The 12,940-nt window shown below is 69.6% G+C and carries 12 protein-coding genes and 3 pseudogenes; 7 read left to right on the forward strand and 8 right to left on the reverse strand.

Going from position 1 to position 12,940, the window contains the following annotated elements:
* Positions 1–26 precede the first annotated feature (26 nt).
* The gene (locus tag QEG98_RS15910; RefSeq protein ID WP_316567280.1) at positions 27–713 is read left to right on the forward strand and encodes a hypothetical protein; all 687 of its coding nucleotides are present in this window, start codon (positions 27–29) and stop codon (positions 711–713) included.
* Between the two features lie 3 nt (positions 714–716).
* Here the strand turns inward: QEG98_RS15910 and QEG98_RS15915 are convergent, their stop codons facing one another.
* From QEG98_RS15915 to QEG98_RS15935, 5 genes and pseudogenes are all read right to left on the reverse strand, one after another.
* Entirely contained in the window at positions 717–1,196 is a 480-nt protein-coding gene (locus QEG98_RS15915; protein WP_011553074.1) for a MaoC family dehydratase N-terminal domain-containing protein, read from the reverse strand.
* 5 nt (positions 1,197–1,201) lie between these two features.
* On the reverse strand, positions 1,202–1,597 hold the full coding sequence (locus QEG98_RS15920) for a MaoC family dehydratase (protein ID WP_090492918.1): 396 nt from the start codon (positions 1,595–1,597) through the stop codon (positions 1,202–1,204).
* Between the two features lie 39 nt (positions 1,598–1,636).
* A complete protein-coding gene (locus tag QEG98_RS15925; protein WP_316567281.1) occupies positions 1,637–2,779 on the reverse strand; it encodes an SDR family oxidoreductase in 1,143 nt (380 codons plus the stop codon).
* A 142-nt stretch (positions 2,780–2,921) separates the two neighbouring features.
* Positions 2,922–3,398: pseudogene (coaE, locus tag QEG98_RS15930) on the reverse strand (dephospho-CoA kinase); the annotation flags it as partial.
* Between the two features lie 10 nt (positions 3,399–3,408).
* The gene (locus tag QEG98_RS15935; protein ID WP_090492922.1) at positions 3,409–3,876 is read right to left on the reverse strand and encodes a hypothetical protein; all 468 of its coding nucleotides are present in this window, start codon (positions 3,874–3,876) and stop codon (positions 3,409–3,411) included.
* Positions 3,877–4,039: 163 nt separating this feature from the next.
* On the opposite strand from QEG98_RS15935, the gene QEG98_RS15940 reads away from it, so the two are divergent.
* From QEG98_RS15940 to QEG98_RS15965, 6 genes and pseudogenes are all read left to right on the forward strand, one after another.
* Entirely contained in the window at positions 4,040–4,480 is a 441-nt protein-coding gene (locus tag QEG98_RS15940; RefSeq protein ID WP_225888846.1) for a cytochrome c family protein, read from the forward strand.
* 4 nt (positions 4,481–4,484) lie between these two features.
* Positions 4,485–5,105: a ribosome biogenesis GTP-binding protein YihA/YsxC gene (yihA, locus tag QEG98_RS15945; RefSeq protein WP_140862279.1), complete on the forward strand. Its 621-nt coding sequence runs from the start codon at positions 4,485–4,487 to the stop codon at positions 5,103–5,105.
* A gap of 35 nt (positions 5,106–5,140) precedes the next feature.
* A pseudogene (locus tag QEG98_RS15950) lies at positions 5,141–6,855 on the forward strand (DUF6178 family protein).
* A gap of 150 nt (positions 6,856–7,005) precedes the next feature.
* Positions 7,006–8,281: pseudogene (gene exoJ / locus QEG98_RS15955) on the forward strand (spore coat polysaccharide polymerase ExoJ).
* Positions 8,271–9,425: a spore coat polysaccharide biosynthesis glycosyltransferase ExoK gene (gene exoK / locus QEG98_RS15960; protein ID WP_316567282.1), complete on the forward strand. Its 1,155-nt coding sequence runs from the start codon at positions 8,271–8,273 to the stop codon at positions 9,423–9,425. The pseudogene exoJ and the gene exoK overlap by 11 nt, the downstream one beginning before the upstream one ends.
* A gap of 113 nt (positions 9,426–9,538) precedes the next feature.
* Positions 9,539–10,213 (forward strand): hypothetical protein, encoded by a 675-nt coding sequence (locus QEG98_RS15965; RefSeq protein ID WP_316567283.1) that lies wholly within the window; start codon positions 9,539–9,541, stop codon positions 10,211–10,213.
* A gap of 99 nt (positions 10,214–10,312) precedes the next feature.
* Here the strand turns inward: QEG98_RS15965 and QEG98_RS15970 are convergent, their stop codons facing one another.
* From QEG98_RS15970 to QEG98_RS15980, 3 genes are read right to left on the reverse strand one after another with little or no spacing between them, the layout of a single operon-like run.
* A complete protein-coding gene (locus QEG98_RS15970; protein WP_316567284.1) occupies positions 10,313–11,404 on the reverse strand; it encodes a quinone-dependent dihydroorotate dehydrogenase in 1,092 nt (363 codons plus the stop codon).
* 8 nt (positions 11,405–11,412) lie between these two features.
* Complete coding sequence (locus QEG98_RS15975) at positions 11,413–12,408, reverse strand: adenosine deaminase (protein WP_090492933.1); 996 nt, start codon at positions 12,406–12,408, stop codon at positions 11,413–11,415.
* Positions 12,409–12,445: 37 nt separating this feature from the next.
* On the reverse strand, positions 12,446–12,940 hold the full coding sequence (locus QEG98_RS15980) for a Smr/MutS family protein (protein ID WP_316567285.1): 495 nt from the start codon (positions 12,938–12,940) through the stop codon (positions 12,446–12,448).

Here is a 12,940-nt window from a genome sequence, read left to right on the forward strand (position 1 = left end):
CGACGCCGTTCGAGCGGCCTCCGGAGTTGGAGCCTTCGCTGGGGCGGCTGGCGCCCACCGACGCGGACCTGCCCGTCTCACCGGCACTGGAAGGCGACTGGGGCGCATGGGCGGAAGGGCAGGGCGGCCCCTCGGAGTCCAGTGGCAAGTCGCCCTCGGCGCCTGTCGTCCTTCCGGAGGCGCTGGAGGGCGCGCCGGCGGACGTGTTGGAGCTGCTGGCGCGCGACGTGGTCCTCGAATTCGACGAGCCCGTCATCCAGGCGAAGGGGGACACCGACGAGTACGGCATCCCCGAGGGCCACACCCAGGAGTTCGGCCTCCCCGTGATGGAGAGCGAGCTGGACCTGCTCCTGCGCGGGGCCGAGGACCTGCTGGAGCTGGATGACCACTCCGGCGCGGTGGACCTGCTCTTCAAGGCGAAGGAGCTGGCGCCGTCGGACCTCCGCGTGGAGTCGCTGCGCGCGCGCAGTGAGCGGATGCTGATGGCCCGGCTGGAGTCCAAGCTGGGCGACCTGGGCCGGGTGCCCGCGGTGCGCCTGCAGCCGGACGACATCATCTGGCTCAACCTGGACCACCGCGCCGGCTTCGTGCTGGCGCAGATTGACGGTTCGGTGAGCTACGAGGACCTCTTCTCGCTGTCGGGGATGACGCGGCTGGATACCGCGCGCATCCTCGTTCAGCTCATCGATGAAGGCGTCATCTCCGCGGGCTGACGGCTAGCCGCGGATGATGGCCGTCCACGTGCCCTTCACCACCAGGGTGCCGTGCTGGTTGCGCGACTCGCTGGTGACGATGACGAAGCCCATGCGGGCGCGCTCGTAGAGGTCCGCGATGCGGCCAGTGGTCGTCATCACGTCGCCGGGGCGCATGACGTCCAGGAACTCCAGGTCCTGTTCGCCGTGCACCAGCATCTGCATGTTGATGTTCAGCGCGGGGTCCGCGATGGCGGCGCTGAAGGGGCGGATGGCGAAGACGACGGCGAAGCTGGGGAAGGCGATGAGGCCCCCGTGCGGCCCCGCCTTGGCGGCCTGCGCGTCGTAGAGGAGCGGGCTGACGTGCGCGGGAGGCTCGCCCGGCGTTCCGGCGCCCGGCTTCGCGCCGCCGACGGCGAGCGTGAACTCGCGCATCTTCTCCTCGCCCAGGGTGTAGTGGTACGGGCCGTACTCACGGCCGATGAATTGCTTGTCGAGGGCCATGGTCGTTACCCGATGAAGGCTTCGACGACGGCGCCCTTGAGGACGTCCTCGCCGCGCTGGTTGGTGGCGGAGACTTCCGCCGTGAGCCGCCCGTCCTGGACGGCGGTGACCCGGCCCTGGAAGGTAATCGTGTCCTCGGGCCGCACCGGGCGCGAGAAGCGCGCCTTCACGCGGCGGACCCGGCCGGGGTCCTCCACGAAGCCGGCAATGGCTTCCACCACCCATCCCAAGGTGCACAGCCCCTGGAGGATGTTGCCATGGAGTCCGGCGGCGGAGCCCGCCTCCGGGTCGATGTGGATGGGGTTGTAATCCCCCGAGGCGCCCGCGTAGTAAATCGGCCGGTACCGGTCGCACTCGCGGACGTGCGTGAACGTGTCGCCTGGCTGGTAGGTGCGTGGCATGGGAACCGTGGATCTACCACGGCTGGCCGCCGCGCGTGCTCAGGGACGCTCCGCGTCGGGTGCCGTGCCCTGATCCAACGGGTCGTCCTCGTCCGAGCCCTCGCGGCGCTTGCGGTACTGCTCCCGCACGTAGGCCACGAGCTGATCCAGATAGGACGACAGGGGAGGGCACCGCACGCCGGTGCCGTCCAGCAGCTCCAGCGTGTTGTGGCAGTTGTAGATGGCCAGGTGGTTGACGTAGCTGATGGCGGCGCGCTGTGGGCGGGCCAGCTTCTCCAGCAGCGGCAGCCGCAGCATGACGTCCGCCGCCCGCGCGGAGAGGTTGAAGCGCGGCAGCTTCTTGTTCGACTTCTCCGCGATGAGCTCGTACACGCGGCGCGCGCTCATCGGGTTGGGGTCCACCAGGTGGAAGGTGTTGCCCTGGGCGCGCGGGTCCTTCGACAGGCGCCACACCGCCTCCACCACGTAGTCCACCGGCACCACGTTCAGCGGCGCCACGCCATTGCCCGGCAGGGGCAGCGGCACCACCAGCGGCGAGGTGACCAGGAGGATGCCCAGGTAGTAGGGCCCCTCGAAGCGGTCGATCTCCCCCGTGCGGGAGTCGCCCACCACGCTGGAGGGACGGAAGACGGTGATGGGCACAGTGGCGCCCGCGCGCTGCACCAGCCGCTCCGCCTGGAACTTCGTCTCCTCGTAGGCGTTGCGGAAGCCCTGGCCCCGGTCCAGCTCGTCCTCGGCGATGACGCCCAGGCGGTCGCCGGACACGTAGCAGGTGGAGAAGTAGTTGAAGCGCGTGAGCTTCCCGCAGTCCCGAGCCAGCTCCAGCATGTTGCGGGTGCCGTCCACGTTCACCCGCCAGGCCGTCTCCTTGGCCACGCCCAACTGGGCCACCGCCGCCAGGTGGAAGATGTCCGTCACCCGCTCGCACAGGCGCTGGTACTCCTCGCCCGACAAGCCCAGGTGCATGTCCACCACGTCACCGGTGAGCAGCTCCACCTTGGCGCCCTTCACGCGGGCGGCGTGCTGCTGCGCTTCCTTGAACGACTTGGGCTGCACCAGCGCGTAGATGTGCCCCTTCGGGTCCTCGCGGGCGATGTGTTCCACCAGCCGCTTGCCGATGAATCCCGGGTAGCCGGTGAGGAAGTACGTTCCGGCCGTGGCCTTCTTGCGCGTCTCGCTCATGCGGCGCGCAGCATACCCGGCGCTCAGCCGCGCGCGAGCATGGCGCGCCACATCGCTTCAACCTGGGCGCGGGTGGCCGCCGGTCCCCACTGTTGTCAATGACCCAGGTGGCATGGGCGCGCTTGTCGTCCAGGGGGAGCTGGGCGGCCAGCCGGGCGTCGGCGGCGTCGGAGTCCATCCCGTCGCGCGACATCAGCCGGGCTTTCTGCAGCGCGCGGGGCACCCACACCACCGCCACGGCCTCCATCCAGGCGTGCATGCCGCTTTCGATGAGCAGGGGCACGTCGTAGATGACGCGCGTCACGCCCCGTTCCTCCAGCGCCTGGAGCTTGTCCATGAAGGCCTGACGCACCAGCGGGTGGGTGATGTCGTTGAGCGCGGCGCGCTCTGCGGGGTCCCCGAAGATGCGTGCGCCCAGCCTCACCCGGTCCAGCCGGCCGTCCGAGCCCACCACGCCGGGGAAGCGCGCCGCCACCGCGGCCAGGCCGGGCGTGCCCGGTTCCACCACCTCGCGGGCAATCACGTCCGCGTCCAGCACCTCCGCGCCCAGCTCCCGCAGGATGCGCGTCACGGTGCTCTTGCCGGAGGCGATGCCTCCCGTCAGTCCGAAGACGTGCACGGGCGTGGCCCTACTTCGCGGCCTTCTGCGTGGTGAACGTCAACGACTGAACCGTCTTGCCGTCCTCGTTGAAGAAGATGGCCAGGCCCAGGCGGGGGTAGAGGAAGTAGGTGCGGAAGTCGTCCGTCAGCTTGCGCAGGTAGCAGGGCGTGGCGGGCGCGGCGCCGGAGGGGCAGGAGGGGCCGTAGCTGTTCTCCACCGTCTCCTTGTCGATGATGGGCCCGGGGAACACGTCGATGCGCTCCACCAGTTGCGTGTCCGGATCCACCTTGAACTGGGCCTGGGTGGTGCCCTTGATGGCCTCCTTGGCCAGGTAGGCGATGATCTCCTTGCCGTCCTGCTTGACGGTGCGCGAGGGCTCACCGAACTTCTTGATGATTTCGTCGCGCTTCGACACGCCCGGCTCAATGCCCTGCCAGGGCTTGGCGGCGGCGGGGACGGCGAAGGTGAGGACGGCGAGGACGGTCAGGATGCGCATACGGCTCCTCCCTGCTGGAACGGGCGGGCAAGGCTCTAGCAATCCCCTATGCCCGACGGAAGTTTCTGCCGGTCATTCAACCACGAGACGCCTTGCCCCGTCCGGGGGGCTCTGCTACTCCGGCTTCATGCGCGTTCCTGGCATCAGGATCCTCTCCCTTCTCGTGCTGGCCGCCGCTGGGGCGGCCGGGGGCGCCGACTTCGTAGGCCCGGACAGCTGCAAGGGTTGCCACCCCGAGGCCTACGACGCCTGGATGCAGTCGAAGCACGCCCGGGCGGAGAGTTCGCTCACCGACCAGCAGAAGAAGGACGGGCGCTGCCTGTCCTGCCACTCGCCGGAGCAGGTCACCCAGGCGACGGTGAATGTCACCTGTGAGACATGCCACGGCGGTGGGCAGTACTACTCACCCGAGTACGTGATGAAGGACTCGGAGCTGGCGCGCCTGGTGGGCCTGGTGGACCCCTCTGAGAAGCAGTGCCGCTCCTGCCACGACGCTTCCTCGCCCTCCCTCCGGCCGTTCGACTTCAAGGAGTCGCTCAAGGCCATCGACCACTGGTCCGCTGAGCGCGCCCGCCGCGCCGCGGATCCGTCGGCCAAGAAATGACGTTGTGATCAAGGTCCTCGACGCACGCTTCGTCACCACCGCCGTGGAGCCCAAGGGCTACCCGACGGACCACACGGCGGAGGTGGCCTTCGTCGGCCGCTCCAACGTGGGCAAATCCTCCATGATCAACGCGCTCACCGGCCGCAGGAAGCTGGTGCGCGTGTCCAACACGCCGGGGCGCACCCGGACGTTGAACTTCTTCGACGTGGACCTGGAGCGCGGCGGCGTGCGCCACCAGATCCGCCTGGCCGACCTGCCGGGCTACGGCTTCGCCAAGGCCAGCAAGGCGGACAAGGCCCAGTGGGAGAAGATGATCACCACCTACCTGGAGAAGCGGCACCGCCTGGAGGCCGTGGTCAGCATCGTGGACGTGGAGGTGGGCCCCACGCCGGACGACCTCACCACGCTCGACTATCTCCAGGCGCACAACCGCCGGGTGCTGGTGGTGGCCACCAAGGTGGACCGGCTCACCAAGGCCAGGCGCAAGCCGCGGCTGGTGGAACTCTCCAAGCTGATGGACCTGCCGCTGGAGGTCATCCTCCCGTTCTCCTCCACGGAGAAGCTGGGCGTGGATGAGGTCTGGGGCGCGCTGCTCGACACCTTCGGCAAGTCCACCCGCGTCTGAGGGCCGCCGGCATCATCCGGTAGCCGCCGCTCCCGGTGGGGTTCTGCTCCCGGGCCGGGGGGCGCTGTGGTAGGGACCGCGCCGTGTCCGAAAACGGCAAGGGAAATGGAAGCGACACGCAGCTGGCTCCCCGGGAGCTGCGTCAGCGGTTGATGAGGCTGTCCCCGCGTCAGCGGGTGGACGCCCTCCTGGATGTCGCGGAGGCCCGCGCGCTGGTGCGCTCGATGCCCGCCGAGGACCTCTACGCCACCATCCAGGAGCTGGGGCTCGCGGATTCGACGGAGCTGGTGCAGCTCGCCTCGCCCGGCCAGTTCCGCGCCTTCGTGGACCTGGCTGGCTGGCGGCGGGACGCGCTGGACTCGCACGCCGTCCTCACCGGCTGCGCGCCGCGCGGGGCGGGGTGGAGGACACGGGGGAGTTCCTGCGCAAGCTGCACGCGCTGGACCTGGAAGTGCTCGAAATCCTCCTGCGCGAGTTCATCGAGGTGCACGACCTGGAAGAGAACCCGGACGTCAACCCGCCGGGCGTGACGATGGAGACCCCGGAGGGGCGTTACCTCGTCGAAATCAAGGTGGAGGGCGTGGAGATGTCCGCCGTCCGCTCGCTCCTCAACGACCTCATCGCGGAGAACCCCTTCGAGGCCGTGCGCCTGCTGGAGGCCGTGCGCTGGGAGATTCCCAGTGAGCTGGAGGAGACGGCGTACCAGTTCCGCCGCGGCCGACTCCAGGACATGGGCTTCCCGTCGCTGGAGGAGGCGGTGTCCCTGTTCAGCCGTGTGGACGTGGCGCCCGCGCCCGTGTCCGCCGCGCGTCCAGGGCTGGCGCCCACCACGGGCCATGTGGACTACCTGGAGGCGGCCTTCCGCGGCCTGACGATGGTGGAGGCGGTGAACGCGGAGGATGAGCTGCGCGAGGTGGCCAGCGCCGCGCTGGTGGCGGACCTGGCGGACCCGGGGGATTTGGACGCCATCCGCCGCGCGAGCGAGACGGTGCGAGACTACCTGTCCCTGGCGCTCGAGCACCTGACGGGGGCGGACCCGGAGCGCGCCACGGACGTGCTGCGCGACACGCCGCTGCGGCGCATCTTCCAGACGGGCTTCTCGCTCACGCTCCAGCTCAAGTTCCGCGCGGACCGGCTGGCCAAGGCGCCGGGCGCCCTGGTGGAGGGCGTGCTAATGGTGCTTCCGGAGGAAGCGGCCGCCATCTCCGCGCTGCGCCAGAAGCGGCCCCGGCGGGCGCTGCGCGTGGAAGGCGCGGAGCCGGTGCCGTTCCGCTCCCGGCGCGAGCTGGCCGCCACCGAGGCGCTGCTGGCCCGCGCGGAGGCCCAGGTGCAGGTGTTCCGCGGGGTGCTGGGCGGCACCGACGACTCGGCGCGCGAGGCCCTGGCTCGCTTCGGCGTGCCCCTGGAGACGCTGGGCCTGGAGCGCCTCCTGGCCGCGGTGGTGGCCATGGCGGTGCTGGAGGAGCGCGCGGACGCGCGCCCGGTGCCGCTGGGGCGGGTGGTGGAACTGGGCCAGCGACTCTTCGAAGGCGCCCCGGGAGCGCCGCGCTTGCGCGCCTCCGCTGCCGAGCGCGCCCAGAAGGGCCTGGAGCCGGCGGTGGCGCCGGAGGCGCATGCGGAGCTGCGCCGTCTGGTGACGCTGACCCTGTCGCGGCTGTTGGAGGAACTGGGCACGCCCTGGCTCCAGGACGGGCGGCTGGAGCCGGTGGCCTCGGCGGTTCTTCCGATGGAGAGCAGCCCCGTCCCGTAGGAATTTCAGTCCGGGGCGGCCCGCACGTCCGGCGAGGCCGCCCCGTTCTAGAAGATTCAGGGCTTTGCCCGATGGGGCCCCTGGCATGTCCTCTGCTTTCGCCCAGGCACGCGTATTGGTGCGCGACGCAACTGCCGGGAGGTGGAGTGAATGGTGCTGGGAGAGCAGGGGCAGCGCCGTGACGTGTGGGCCTTCTATGCGCTGACCGCCTTCGCGGCGGTCATGTACGCGGCGCCGGGTGAGTGGATCCCGGCGCTCGCACCGCTGCGCCTCGCGTTGGTGACGTCGGGGCTGGCGGCGGGACTCATGGTGATACGCCGGCTGGGGCGGGCGGAGCCGCTGTACGTGGACGGCTCGCGCGGTCTGGCGCTGATCGCCTTCTCCACGCTGGCGGTGGCGTCCGTCGGCTGGTCCGTGAATCCGGAGGTGACGACCACCACGGGCGTCGAGCTGCTGAAGCTGACCGCCATCTACATCACCTTCGTCAACGTCATCACCACCGGCCGTCGGCTGGCGGTGGTGTGCGGGGCCATGGTGCTGGCGTCGGTGGTGACGTCCATTGGCGCCATCAACTGGTACCTGGTGGGCGAGGACCTGGTGGAAGGCTTCCGCGCGCGCTGGGTGGGCGTCTACGCGGACCCGAACCACATGGCCATGAACCTGGCGCTGGTGGTGCCGCTGGCGGTGGCCTTCGTGGCCCGCAAGGGCAGCGGCTGGGTGTGGCGTCTGGCGTGTCTGACGGCGGCCATCCTGGCGGTGGCGGCCATCGTCGTCTCGCACTCGCGCGGCGGCTTCATCGGTCTCTCCGCGGCCATGGCGCTGTGGGCCATCCGCGAGAAGCGCCGCATCCAGGCCATTGTCGTGGGCTCGCTCTTCGTGATGGGCCTGCTCGTCTTCGCGCCGCAGAGCTTCTGGCAGCGCAACGAGACGGTGGCCGAGTTCCACGAGGACGCGTCCGCCATGGGCCGCGTCTACGCGTGGCAGGTGGCCAGCCGCATCAGCCTGGACAAGCCGCTGCTGGGCGTGGGGGCGGGCGGCTTCCGCTACGCGTGGCCCATGTACGCGCCCCCGAGGCGCGCCGGGCGTACGTGGCCCACAACATCTTCCTGGACGTCATCGGCGAGCTGGGCTGGGTGGGCCTGTTGTTCTTCATGGTGTTCACGGGGGCCGCGGGCGGCGCCTTCGAGGCGTCGCGGGACAAGGAAGTGGGGTGGCTGGCGCGAGCCTTGTCCGCGTCAGTCGTGGGCTACCTCGTGTGTGACTTGTTCTCCGGCTACATCCTGTCCGCGCACTGCTACGTGCTCTTCGGCCGGCGGCGGCGGCGCACCGGGTGGCGCGCGCGTCCGAGGCGGCGGACATGCAACGGGTTCCGGCTCCGAGCGGGCCGGTGGTGGCGACGTGGGAGGGGTCCGGACATGCGACGTGAGGAGGCGCGGATGGGGCAGGAGCCCCTCCGTCTGGTTCAGTTCACCCGGTCTTTCCACATTGGAGGGACCGAGGTGCAGGTGCTGGAGCTGTTGCGGGGACTGCCCGCCAGCTACCGGTTGCAGGTGTCCGTGCTGGATGATTCGGGGCCGCTGATTGGCGCGGTGTGGAAGCTGGGCCACGCGCCCGCGGCCTTCCCGCTCAAGGGCTCCGTGGTGCAGCCGAACACGGCGTATCAGGTGTACCGCATGGCGCGCTGGCTCAAGGCGAACCGCGTGGAGCTGGTGCACGTGCATGACTTCTACTCCACGATGGTGGCCGTGCCTGCGGCGAAGCTGGCGGGCACGAAGGTCATCGTGGGCCGGTTGGATCTGGCGCACTGGCAGGGGCGGGCGCGGCGCGCGGTGCAGTCGCGGCTGTGCCGCATGGCGGACCATGTGATTGGCAACGCGGAGGCCATCCGCCACCAGCTCATCACCGAGGAGGGCCTGCCGGCCTCGCGCGTGTCCGTCATCCACAACGGCCTGGACTTGCCGCGCTTCGAGTCCCGCAGGCGCGAAGGGCTGCGCGGGCCGCTCCCCGACACGGGGGCCGCGCCGGTGGTGGTCCACGTGGCCAACATGAATCACCCGGTGAAGCGGCAGGAGGACCTGCTGCTCGCGCTGGCCCAACTGCGCCATTCCGGCATCACGCTGCACGCCTTCCTGGTGGGAGATGGTCCGCGCCGGCCGGACTTGGAGAAGCTGGCTGGTGAGCTGGGCGTGTCCGATACCGTGCACTTCCTGCGGCACCGCACGGACGTGCCCGCCATCTACGCCCGGGCGACCTTCGGCGTCCTCTGCTCCGCCGCGGAGGGCATGTCCAACGCGGTGATGGAGGGCATGGCCGCGGGGCTTCCCATGGTGGTGACGCGCGTGGGTGGCAACACCGACCTGGTTCGCGATGGCGAACGTGGCCTCGTGGTGGACCCGGAGCGGCCCGCTCAACTGGCCCAGGCCTTCCGTCAGCTTCTCGCGAATCCCGAGAAGGCGAGAAGCATGGGGCATGCGGCGCGGGACTTCGTGGCGCGCGAGCTCTCCCTGGAGAAGATGGTCCGGCGCCATGACGCGCTGTACCAGCGGATTGCCCGGGGCGCGGACGCCTGAGGCATGTCAGAGCGGTGTGGATACTGCGTCTCCACCGTGCGCAATGAGGGCGGGGCCGGGGCGTAGGGAAGGGGGCATCCCACCTCTTCCGGAGCCCGCACATGGTCCTGCCCTTGCTGCTCATCCTCGCCGCCGCGCCGTCCACCCAGACGTGGACGTTCAACACGGACGGTACGCCTGAAGTTCACATCGGCAATGTTGATGGCGCGGTGCGCGTAGATGCGGTAGACGGGAATGACGTGGTAATCACGGTTGTTTGGGAAGGCGCGGAGAGTTCCCGGAACGAAGTGGGCGTGGAAGTCGTCCAAGAAAAGGGTGCCATTCGGGCGCGGGTTTGTTGCGGTCCGTGTGAACAAGAAACGCGGTCCTGCCGTCGGAGCGGGCCCTCGGTGAGGTTCACGGCGAAGGTGCCACGGCGGGCGCGTTTGGATTTGGCGACGGTGGGTGGTCCGGTGACGGTGGCGGGCGTGAAGGGGCGGCAGTCGCTGGCGACAGTCAATGGCCGTGTGGACGTGAGCGGCTCGGAGGAGCGGTTGGATGTCAGCACGGTGAACGGCACCGTGGCATTGGCACCGCGGAAGGTCGTGGCTACTTCTGTGTCCTCAGTGGGCGGGGATGTCCGGCTGAAGCTGCCGGCCCAGGCGGATGTGAGGTTGGAATTCAATACTGTCGGTGGTCGTTTCAACGACAGTCCCGCGAGGTTGGGCGGCCGCGAGCAGACGTATGGCTCGGGCACCCACGCGGTGGATGTCAGCACGGTCGGCGGCTCGCTCACCGTGCAGCAATAGCTTTCGAGGCCCGTCAAGCACTGGGCCCGGGGCGCTCGCCGGTGAAACTCCAAGGCGCCGGCGAGCGCTCATTTTTTGTCCACGGATTGATGCGGTGCGTCAGTTGGGTGCGCCCGGCTTCCGGTGCTCGGCGCCGATGACGTCGCGGACCTGCTTGTAACCGTCGCGGGCGAGCAGGGTGGCCAGGGTGGGGAGGATGTTTCCCACCATGCCCGGGCCCTCGTAGATGAAGCCCGTGTACACCTGCACCACCGACGCCCCCGCGCGCAGCTTTTCGTAGACGTCCTGGGCGGTGAAGACGCCCCCCACGCCGATGATGGGCAGCGCGCCCCCGCTGCGCAGCCAGGCGCGGCGGATGACGGCGTTGGCGGGCTCACGGACGGGCGCGCCGGACAGGCCGCCGGCTTCCTTCGCCAGGGGATGCTCGAAGGGCCGGGCCACGGTGGTGTTGGTGGCGATGAGGCCGGCGAGCTTCTGGGCCCGCGCGACATCCACCACCTCGTCCACGGCCTCGGGGGATAGGTCCGGGGCAATCTTGAGGAACAGCGGCTTGCCCGGGGCCACGGTGGCCAGGCGTTCCTGCACCGCGCCCAGGAGCTGTCCTAGCTGCTCGGGCTCCTGGAGCTTGCGCAGGCCCGGCGTGTTGGGGGACGAGGCGTTGACCACCACGTAGTCGCCCAGGGGCGCCAGCGCGTCCACGCAGGCCACGTAGTCATCCACCGCCTGCTCCAGCGGCGTGTCCTTGTTCTTGCCGATGTTCACCCCCAGCGGGCCCGGACGCCACGTCTGCATCCGCAGCCGCGCGGCGGCCTGGGTCGCGCCGTGGTTGTTGAAGCCCATGCGATTGATGATCGCGCGGTGCTCCGGCAGGCGGAACAGGCGAGGGCTGGGGTTGCCGGGCTGGGGCCTGGGCGTGAGGGTGCCAATTTCCACCGCGGAGAAGCCGCAGGCGAAGAGGCCGTCCACCGCCTCCGCGTCCTTGTCCAGGCCGGCGGCCAGCGCCACGGGGTGGGCGAAGCGCAGGCCGGCCACCTCGACGGCCAGGCTGGGCGGGGCGCCCTCCAGGGCCTTCTCGCGCAGGGACTCGCACAAGTCCCGTGAGCGGCCCAGGTAGTGGAGCCCCGCTATCCCGAGCCGGTGCGCGCGCTCCGCGGAGAGCTGGAAGAGGAGCGAGCGGGTGAGTCCGTACATGGCGTGGCTCACGCGGGGATGAACGAGGCCTCACGGGCCCAGGCGAGCGTCTGATCCACCTGCTCGGGCGTGAGGATGCCGTTCTGTTCGATGATGTCGATCTCCCGCCGCATGTCCGTCTCCAGCAGGTAGGGGCCGTCGGTGTTGATGGTGAACTTCACCTTGCGGTCCCAGAAGGTGCGGATGATGTGGCGCAGCTCCTCCACGCCCTCCACGGCCTTGGTGTGCAGGTTGGACGTGGGGCACAGCTCCAGGACGATGTCGCGCTCGCGCAGCACCTTCATCGCGTGCTCGTCGTAGGCGGCGCGGATGCCGTGGCCGATGCGGTGCGGCTGGAGCTTCTCCACCACGGCCATGACGCCCTCGGCGCCGGTGCCGCGCGTCTCGCCGGTGTGCACCGTGCACTTGAGGCCGGCGCGGCGCGCCCGCGAGAAGAGCTCTTCGTACTGGGTGACGACCTCCGGCTTCAGCTCCATGGCGTTCGTCTCCGTGCCGGCCAGGTCGATGCCGTACACGCCGCGCGTGCGGTACTTGATGGCCTTGTCCACGATGATGCTGTTGAGCCGGTGGTCGAACTCGCGGGCCAGGCAGAAGATGAGGCCCATCTTCACGCCGTACTCCAGCACCGCGCGGTCCATGCCGCGCAGCGCGGCGTGGATGATGTGGTCCAGGTCCAGCTCGGAGTTCAGGTTGCGCTTCATCGGGTTGAAGCGCAGCTCCATCTGCGTCACGCGGCTGCCGCGGTACTCCTTGCCGATGACCTCGTAGACGGAGCGCTCAATCGCGCTGGGGGACGACTGGATCTTCTCCGTCCAGGTGTGGAGGATCTTCAGGTAGTCGTCCAGGCTTCCCACCTTGCCCGGACGGGAGGTGATGAGCTCCACGAAGTCGAAGTAGTTCTTCACCGGGAGCTTGAAGCCCTGCTGGTGGGCGATGGACCAGAGGATGTGGGGCGCCACAGCGCCACCCACGTGGATATGCAGGTCGATCAGATCGCGTGCCATGGCGGCATGTATGCACAGTGCCGGGCGCGCGTAAAGACTACCGCCGGAGCAGCACGTACACCGCGCCGGTGCCCCCGTCCTGAGGCCGTGCGCTGGCGAACGCCAGCACCATCCGGCCAATCCGCTTCTCGGACAGCCAGCCCTTGAGCCGCTCCTTCAGCACGGGAATCTGGTCCTTGGAGTTCAAACCGCGACCGTGCACGACGAGCACGCAGCGCTGCTTCGCGCGGCGGCTGTCACCCAGGAAGCGCTCCAGCGCGTCGCGCGCCTCGTTCTGTGTCTTCCCGTGCAGGTCCAGTTGTCCCTGGATGGCGAAGTCGCCCCGGCGCAGCGCGCGCAGCAGGTTCCGGTCGATGCCGGGGCTCGCGCCTTCGATGTACTCATCCGTGCCGGTGACGTCGAAGTCGCCCTGGCCGGCGACCAGCTCGGAGAGCTGCGCGAGCGCCTCCGCGTTTTCATCGATGATGGCCGGCAGGCGCGGGTTGGGCGCCGGCGCTTCGCCCCGGTTGGTGAGCTGCTGCACGCCGTCCAT

Source organism: Myxococcus sp. MxC21-1 (assembly GCF_032612255.1).
GTDB classification, from domain to species: domain Bacteria; phylum Myxococcota; class Myxococcia; order Myxococcales; family Myxococcaceae; genus Myxococcus; species Myxococcus virescens.

Bases quoted from the DNA above. Each gene is read 5' to 3' on its own strand.
- QEG98_RS15925 (WP_316567281.1), bottom strand. From the start codon at position 2,779: ATGAGCGAGACGCGCAAGAAGGCCACGGCCGGAACGTACTTCCTCACC.
- QEG98_RS15935 (WP_090492922.1), bottom strand. From the start codon at position 3,876: ATGCGCATCCTGACCGTCCTCGCCGTCCTCACCTTCGCCGTCCCCGCC.
- QEG98_RS15980 (WP_316567285.1), bottom strand. From the start codon at position 12,940: ATGGACGGCGTGCAGCAGCTCACCAACCGGGGCGAAGCGCCGGCGCCC.
- QEG98_RS15920 (WP_090492918.1), bottom strand. From the start codon at position 1,597: ATGCCACGCACCTACCAGCCAGGCGACACGTTCACGCACGTCCGCGAG.
- QEG98_RS15915 (WP_011553074.1), bottom strand. From the start codon at position 1,196: ATGGCCCTCGACAAGCAATTCATCGGCCGTGAGTACGGCCCGTACCAC.
- QEG98_RS15975 (WP_090492933.1), bottom strand. From the start codon at position 12,408: ATGGCACGCGATCTGATCGACCTGCATATCCACGTGGGTGGCGCTGTG.
- QEG98_RS15970 (WP_316567284.1), bottom strand. From the start codon at position 11,404: ATGTACGGACTCACCCGCTCGCTCCTCTTCCAGCTCTCCGCGGAGCGC.
- exoK (WP_316567282.1), top strand. From the start codon at position 8,271: ATGCGACGTGAGGAGGCGCGGATGGGGCAGGAGCCCCTCCGTCTGGTT.